At 53.5% G+C, this 7,539-nt stretch carries 6 protein-coding genes; all 6 read right to left on the reverse strand.

Annotated features, from left to right (window positions below):
• On the reverse strand, positions 1-1,406 hold a 1,406-nt coding region (locus VM163_05780), incomplete at its 3' end, for a GAF domain-containing protein (protein HUT03382.1).
• 47 nt (positions 1,407-1,453) lie between these two features.
• Positions 1,454-2,326 (reverse strand): HDOD domain-containing protein, encoded by an 873-nt coding sequence (locus tag VM163_05785; protein ID HUT03383.1) that lies wholly within the window; start codon positions 2,324-2,326, stop codon positions 1,454-1,456.
• Positions 2,323-3,840, reverse strand: a complete 1,518-nt coding sequence (locus tag VM163_05790) for a response regulator (GenBank protein HUT03384.1) — start codon at positions 3,838-3,840, stop codon at positions 2,323-2,325. Before VM163_05790 ends, VM163_05785 begins: the two co-directional genes overlap by 4 nt.
• Positions 3,837-4,337, reverse strand: coding sequence for a response regulator (locus VM163_05795; protein ID HUT03385.1), 501 nt, complete (start codon positions 4,335-4,337; stop codon positions 3,837-3,839). The genes VM163_05790 and VM163_05795 overlap by 4 nt, the downstream gene beginning before the upstream one ends.
• Before the next feature lie 18 nt (positions 4,338-4,355).
• Positions 4,356-6,416: an ATP-binding protein gene (locus VM163_05800; protein HUT03386.1), complete on the reverse strand. Its 2,061-nt coding sequence runs from the start codon at positions 6,414-6,416 to the stop codon at positions 4,356-4,358.
• Between the two features lie 34 nt (positions 6,417-6,450).
• On the reverse strand, positions 6,451-7,443 hold the full coding sequence (locus VM163_05805) for a diguanylate cyclase (protein HUT03387.1): 993 nt from the start codon (positions 7,441-7,443) through the stop codon (positions 6,451-6,453).
• Positions 7,444-7,539 lie beyond the last annotated feature (96 nt).

The raw sequence follows: 7,539 nt of genomic DNA on the forward strand, positions 1-7,539 counted from the left end.
CCCTCACCGTTTACATCTTCATGGTGGTGCCGAACAAGCTTCACGAACCCTCCCGTTCCGTGAACCGGCTGAAGGAGGCGCTCGCTGATCTTGGGGTGCTCCTTGATGTTGCGCATCTCGTCACTGTCTAGCTCTGTGGGCTTGCGCAATATCTTGTCGTCGATCGCCGTAACGCCGACGTCATGCCAGAGGCAAAGCATCCTCAGGTCATCTAGTTCCGGGTCAGAAAGGCCGATTGTGCGCCCAAGAATGGCTCCAATCTGCGCAATACTCTCGGTCCGCTCCGGCTCGTAGCATGAACGCTCGTCCGCGTCCTTCCGCATCTGCTCCAAGAGCTTCTTATACTTCTCGAGAAACTCCACGCGGGAAAGAGATGAAGTAGTGTCAGAATCTGTTAAACTTATCATCCTCGTCCCATTGGCATATTCCTCAACAACAGGCGAGATAATCGAGGCGAGCTTCTCCGTCGCACCCTGCACGTCCGATACGGCGTCCTCGATGTCGGAAAGCCTCGATTCGAAATCCTTTAGGTCATTCTGGGCGATCTGGCGCCTCAGCATCCCCACGCTCGAAAGGACAACCGAGAGCGGGTTGTTGATCTGGTGGTTGACGGTTATTGCCGTCTCGACGATCGTCTGAACCTTCTGTGCTATTGCCAGCTTTGCATAAAGATGACTGTAAACAAGCGCTGCTGCGATTTGGCTGGCGAGTATCCCAAGAACACGTCCCGCACTGGCCGGAGCGCGGCTCCCAGCAGACCCAATCAGGGCAGCAACACCAATTGATTTACCAGAGGTCAGCAGCGGGAAACAGACGATTTGCCCAAGGTCTCCGGCCTCCCCATCTTTCCCACCGGCAGAAAGCACTGGCTCGCACGTTCTCACAGCCTGAGCAGCAAGATACTGGATCGTGGCGTCGATTTCCGGCGCGTCCTCCGAGAAGAAAGTTGCTGCCCTTTCGTTTCCTCTTTTCATAGCGCGAAGAACGGGCATACCTGTCCGCTCATCAACAAGAAAGAGATAGCATCTCTCGGCGCCCGTTTCCTCTACAAGCACCTCCGTGGCGACCCTGGAGGTCTCGCCTATGTCCAACGTCGAACTCAGAGCATCTGAGACCTTACGCATCGATGATAGCTCCTCGATCTTCTCCGAATAAAGCCTGTTCGCCCCAGCAAGCGCCTCGACCAGGCCGATCATCTTGATGGAATGGTCGCGCAGCAGCGCAGACATATCTGAAAGCACAGACTTGAGCCGGCGCCCCAACTGAGTGCCGCACTCAGGAAGCGTCTCATCAAACGCTCTGCGCTGCAAAATGCGCTCGAGTGCATCCACAAGCCCGAAAATGTCGCTCTCGAGGCTAGCATTCTCGTCAGAAAAAATGCTGTGGACTTTACTTTCTTTATTCATGGCCGCATTATGTCACAAATCTGTTCTTCCTCGAGTACAGCTCCACCCTACCAAATAGTCTTAAAAAACTCTTGCATGTACGGCTCCTTTTCCGTGAGGCGCTTCTGAATCTCCGCGAGCTGTTCGGGGCTGATGCGCAGCTCGGCAAGCTCATCAGAACTCACTTCGGGAGTTATTACCTCTCCAGTCCAACCTAGTTGACGGCGTTTGCATATCTTGTCCGCTAGGTAGATTGCCCCAGTGATGCCGCCCTTCTCAAGCGCCGCCTCATCGTGATGAAGAGCGATGCAGTCGTGTAGCTCGTCCGGCAAGCTCCAGTAGTCCGCCAGAAACGCACCAGCCTCTTGGTGGTCAAGGCCAAATGTCTCCTTCTCGGCCTCAAGCAACGAGAGCTCACCATTCTTGATGCTCTCGATTATCGCAGCCGACTCCGCCGGAAACAGCCTGAGGAGAGCAAGCCTCCCAATGTCGTGGATGATGCCGGCCGTGAAAGCAACGTCTGGGACAGTCATCTGCGCAGCTGTCGCGATCTGGTTCGCACAAAAGCCGACAGCCAAGAAATGTGTCCAAAGGCCTGCTTTGTTCATGCCTCTTAAGTCGCTATAATCGTGAAAAGTATTGAATATCGAGACCCCTAGCGCGAGCGCCTTGACCGTTTCAACCCCGAGAAGAACCATCGCATGCTCAACGCTCTTGACCTCTTTCTGAAAACCGTAGTAAGGCGAATTGGCCAGCTTTAGCATCTTGCTGGACAGGGCGGGGTCCTCCAAGACGGTCTTCGAGATTCTTGCCATTGAAAGCTTCGGGTTTGAGAGGGCGTCCAGCATTTTATATAACGCTGCCGGCGGCGTCGGGAGTTCCGATATGCGCTTCAGCACTAGCTTGATTTCGTTTACGTGATGGCTCGCAGAGGTCATCATGCCAACCTCGGTGCTCTGTCTTGAGGAGAACGGTCTGAGCCATTGTGCATCGGCAGCCGGACGACTACCTCCGTTCCGCCCTTTTCAGTGCTGCTCAGAGCGATATCACCGTTGTGTTCCTTGACAATCCCATACGCCACGCTCAAGCCGAGACCGGCCCCATTCCCGAATTCGCCAGTCCTAAAAAATGGCTTGAACACTCTGTCAAGATTGAACTCGGAAATGCCCACACCATTGTCGCAAACGGAAAACATAAGCGAGCTACCCTCTCTTGCAGTCCTAACCAAGATCCGCTTGTCATCCAAGTGTTGGACCGCTTGATAGGCGTTCTTCAAAAGATTGACAAATACCTGCTGAACCTGAACACTATCGGCGAAGACGTCTGGCAGGTCCTCAGCAAACTGCAAATCCACCTTGACCTTGTTTTTCTTCAGCTGAAACTCCATCAGGGAAAGGGCATCATGAAGAACCTTATTCAAATCAAAATAACTCCTCAAAGCCTTTCTATGCCTCGAAAATCCCAACAACGCCTCAATTATCCCTTTAGCCTTCAGTGCTGAGTCCTCAATCACCCGAAGACGCTGCCTTGTCTTCTCATCCTTCACACTGCGCTGCATCAACTCGGCATAGCCAAGTATCGGCCCCAACTTGTTGTTGAGCTCGTGCCCCACACTGCCCACTAACTCGCCAATAGCCGCAAGTTTCTCTCTCTCAATAAGCTGACGCTGCATGTCAAGCAGCTGTGTCATGTCTCGCATTATGAGGACCGCGCGGGCATCTGCGTTTACCTCGATCCAAGATATGCAGACAGAGACATCTAGTGTCCTCTCAGCCGGGCCGAGCATCTTTAGGTCAATCCTATTTGCTTTTGCGCGATCCGAATCGAGCGCCTGCTTCAGGTGCCCCCTGTCCTCCTCACTCTTGGCAAGAACATAGATGCTGCTCGAGAAAAGGCTAGTGCCTTTCTTGTCAAACATCTCCTGTCCAGCCTGATTGATGGAGACTACATTCCCAGACGAGTCCAGAACTAGGATCGCCTCGCCGGCGTTTTCGATGATCTTCTCCAGATAGTCCTTTGTCTGACGCACCTGTTCCTCAAGCTCCATCTTCTCGAGGCGCACCCGATGTTCCAGGAGCGTTCTTTTGACCATCAAGGGAAGCGCCTCCAAGAACTGCATGTCCGGGGTCTTCACCAAATAGTCATAGGCGCCTTGCTTCATCGCCTCGACTGCGACGTTCTCGTCCCCGTGCCCAGTCACCATGAGAACAGGTATATCAGGGTTTAGCTCGTGAACTTGCTCCATCAATGTGAGCCCGTCCATTCCCGGAAGCGTGTAGTCCAGCACGATCAGGTCCAACTCGGATTTCGCAACCGCCTCGAGGCATTCATCCGGATCGTGCGCCTGAAGGACAGTGCAGCTATCGAAAGAACTCAGAATCGCATCTTTCTGAAGGTCGTTGTGGTCTATGTCATCGTCAACTATGAGGATCCTTTCCTCTGACTCACCACTCATTGCCCAATCCCCTTTTGCATTGGCAACTCGCTAACCATTGACCAGTATTTACCCAGACCCGTTATCCGGGTCAAGAACTCGCCGAAATCTGCCGGCTTGATCACGTAGTCGTTGGCTCCCAGGTCCGCGGTCTTCTTGACGGTCTCCACGCTCGGCGATGTGGTCAGAATAATTATCGGAATGGTGGAAAATCGTTTCTCCGCTCGAATAAGTCTTAGTACCTCGAGCCCGTTCTTGCCCGGCAGATTGATGTCCAAAAGGATAAGCGCGGGCCTTGGTGAAAGCGACTTTTCCCGGAAAACACCCCTTCTGAACACGTAGTCCAGAGCCGTATTGCCGTTCTCTATTAGAACAACCTTCCTGATATTGCCGACCTCCTTGAGCGCGTCGATAACAAGCTCCGCATGGTCACGCTCATCCTCAATCATCAGGATCAGGTCGATCAGCCGTGCCCCCGTGTTCTCGCCAGAACTCAGCTCTATTGTTCTTGTAGGCATTTCTATCTACTACATCCCTTATTTTGGAAGCTCGAAACAGAACTTAGTCCCGCCGTCAAGATTGGACTCCGCCCAGATCCTGCCGTCATGTCGCTCTATAATCCGCTGTGCAATGGTTAGACCAATCCCGATGCCGTCAGTTGCCCTGTGTCTAAGTCGCTTGAATGGACGGAAGACTTCGGGAACCTCGGACTCAGATATGCCAATCCCATTGTCGTTTACATATATGCAGACGGCATCGGAGGCTTTGTTGTCTTCACAACCTATCTCGACAACCGGCCGCCTGTTCTCCGATCTGTATCTCAACGCATTGCTGATCAGATTGGACAGGACTTGCGCGATCTGGATCCCATCACATAAGACAACAGGAAGCACAGAAGGTCTCCTGATTTCAGCGTTCAGCTCCGCCACCTGCTCCGAATAATCCCCAAGCACGTCATCTAATATGCTAGAGAGGTCACAGGGGTCTTTTTGGAGCGTTTTGGTGGTCGCCCTGGAAAGGTCCAGCAAGCTCTTCAGCAACAGAGACATACGCGACACATTGGCGTTCAGTCGCGACAAGTAGTGAAGCCCGTCTTCCCCAAGCACATCCTTGTACTCCCGCGTCAGCTTGCTCCCAAACCCTTGAATGGACACTAGCGGAGCCTGAAGATCGTGTGAGGCAACGTAAACAAACTCCTCCAATTCAGCGTTTTTCGCCTCCAGCTTGCGGTTCTTTTCCATGATTTGCTGGCGAAGTTTTATGTCCTCGCTTATGTCCCTTGCAGCACCGATTGTCCCCATAACATCGCCGTTCTCATCTCGAAGCATCCCGGCGGAGATCATGATCGGCACTCGCCCACCATCCTTCTTCGAGAACTCAAGTATCCTGCTGGTTATCGTCTCAGTCGGGCTGTTCAACAGGTCATTCATTATCTTACGGGCCCTTGCCCGCCCTTCCTCGGGATCGTCGGAGTAAAACTCCGAAAGACGCCTCCCCACTATCTCCCGAGGCTGGTAGCCAAACATGCGCTCCGCGCCGTCGCTGTAGAAGGTTATGACGCCGTGTGCATCAGTTGCCATGATCGCTTCGGGGGTGCTGTCTATCAGGTGCCTCAGGCTGTCTTTTGTCTCCACCAGCTCCTGTTTGAGGGTAGCTTCCTCTATGGCTCTAGCGGCTTGGGTTGCGAAAAGCTCCAGCGGCCTGAGCGCATCCCCAGTTGGCACTCTTCCATCTTTGGGGTCATCGACCGAGATCACTCCGATCAGCTTGTGACCACTCCCGCGCAATGGTATTAGCAGGCTGTCGTTAGGATGCCAGTCCTTCATTTCGTTGACAGGAATCTTGCTCTGAACACCGTAGATGCGTATCGTGTCGGTCTGACCGTGAGGAATGTAATAAGAGCAGTGGCCAATCCTGAAGCGCTCGCAGAACACCTCCTTGTTGATCCTTGGAGACCACCTCTTCGACCTAAGAAAACTCTCCTCCTCCTTAGAGACCCCTGAACACGCGATCTCACGCTTGCCCTGCTTGTCAGAGAATCTTGAAACCACGACTCGACGGAAGTTAGAGTGCTCACGAATCGCCTCAGCAACTTTCTTCAAGACGTGGTGCAGATCAGTCTCGCCAACGATCTCGTCCCCGATCGCCGTGAAGTCCTCAAGCTGCCTAAGCTGTTTCTCTATCGTCTCCTTCGCTGATTCCACCTCCATTGCAAGCTTCTCCGCGGGAGAGGCGAAGTGCAGAAGGCAAACTGCCCCCTGCAAATCCCCGTCCATCCCAAGGCGAGGAACAAGCACCGCATCGAAGAACAGTATCTCCTTCGTGTTCAGGCGCTCCAACGAAAGAAAGTTCAACTCAACCTTCTGCCTCCGCTCGCAAAGAAGGTGCCAGGCTTCCTCCCAGCTCATCTCCGCAGGCGCCGGAAACAACTCCCCTATTGACCGTTCCGAAACATCGATCGCACCGCTCCACAACTTCGACTTCGCAAAGGAGTTGGCAAATAGCACTCGCCCAGCCTCGTCCAGAATCAGAATGCCATCGAAGACATCGTCCAAAAGCCCCTTCGTCAGGTGAAAGGCTACGTCCGGCTGAACCATTCTTTTCGTGAGACCTTTCAGTAATCCAGCTCGATCACCGATCAAAAACCGCTGTCCGGTTCTTCCCGGAAGCTTTAGCGACGTATAGGCTGTCGTCTGCTGTCTCGACGAGTTCCGCTGAGCTTCCCATCTTATTGTCCAAGGATGTGACCCCAAAACTTGCAGTTATTGAGAAACAAACATTGCCGCGACCAGCGAAGCGTAGCCCCTCTATCCTCTCCCGGAGCCGCTCTGCAATCGCACGAGCGCTCATTCTGTCCGTCTCGGGAAGGATCACTGCTATCTCCTCCCCACCGTACCTCGCCGGCAGGTCAGATGCTCTCATCTCCTGCTTCAGAGCTCTCGACAAAGCAGCAAGCACCGCGTCGCCAACCTGATGACCGTGGAGATCGTTCACGTCCTTGAAATCGTCTATGTCCAGCAGGATCAGGCTCAACGGCGCCATGTAGCGCCTCGCTCGCTGGAACTCCGCTCGCAAGCGTTCCTGGAAGTAGCGATGGTTGTAAAGCCGCGTCAATCCGTCAACGATGGCAAGCCGCTCCATCTTCTTGACCTCGTGCGAAAGCTTCTCATTGGCAGACAACAGGTCTTTGTAACCTCTTATCTGCCGCATTTGGACATCGACCCTGGCCGAGAGGTCCTCGATCTCAAATGGCTTGACCACGTAATCGACCACGCCGCGCTTCAACCAACTAATCTTATTCTCGATTCCGTCCATCGCGCTTAGAACGATGACGGGGATTTGCCTCTCCCCCCAGAGCTCCAGACAACGCTTGTCAGATGGGCTTTTCAAGCCATCTACGCAATACATGATTAGGTCAACAGCTCCTCTGGCAGTCGCTCGAGTACCCTCCTCCAGGCTACGAAAGCTTACCACCGTGCGATTTGGGGACGATAGTGACCGCTCCAGAAACTCCCGCATCAGAGCGCTACTACCCACCGAAAACACTAGCTCTTTGTCCTGCTCCATCATCACCAGCCGGACCGTAAGTCTAATATTGAAATGCAGCAAAGTCAGAAACAACACTGGGCATCATTCAGCCCGTTGTTTCTCTCGAACGAAACTACGGCAATCTTTAGCCGCTTGTCAACATCCTGCGTGCCATCGGGCTACGCGAAAAGA

It is taken from the genome of bacterium, from assembly GCA_035527515.1.
GTDB lineage: Bacteria > B130-G9 > B130-G9 > B130-G9 > B130-G9 > B130-G9.

What these genes read in the sequence shown, in the direction of transcription:
- VM163_05785 (HUT03383.1), bottom strand. Translation starts at nt 2,326, where the DNA reads ATGATGACCTCTGCGAGCCATCACGTAAACGAAATCAAGCTAGTGCTG.
- VM163_05790 (HUT03384.1), bottom strand. Translation starts at nt 3,840, where the DNA reads ATGAGTGGTGAGTCAGAGGAAAGGATCCTCATAGTTGACGATGACATA.
- VM163_05795 (HUT03385.1), bottom strand. Translation starts at nt 4,337, where the DNA reads ATGCCTACAAGAACAATAGAGCTGAGTTCTGGCGAGAACACGGGGGCA.
- VM163_05800 (HUT03386.1), bottom strand. Translation starts at nt 6,416, where the DNA reads ATGGTTCAGCCGGACGTAGCCTTTCACCTGACGAAGGGGCTTTTGGAC.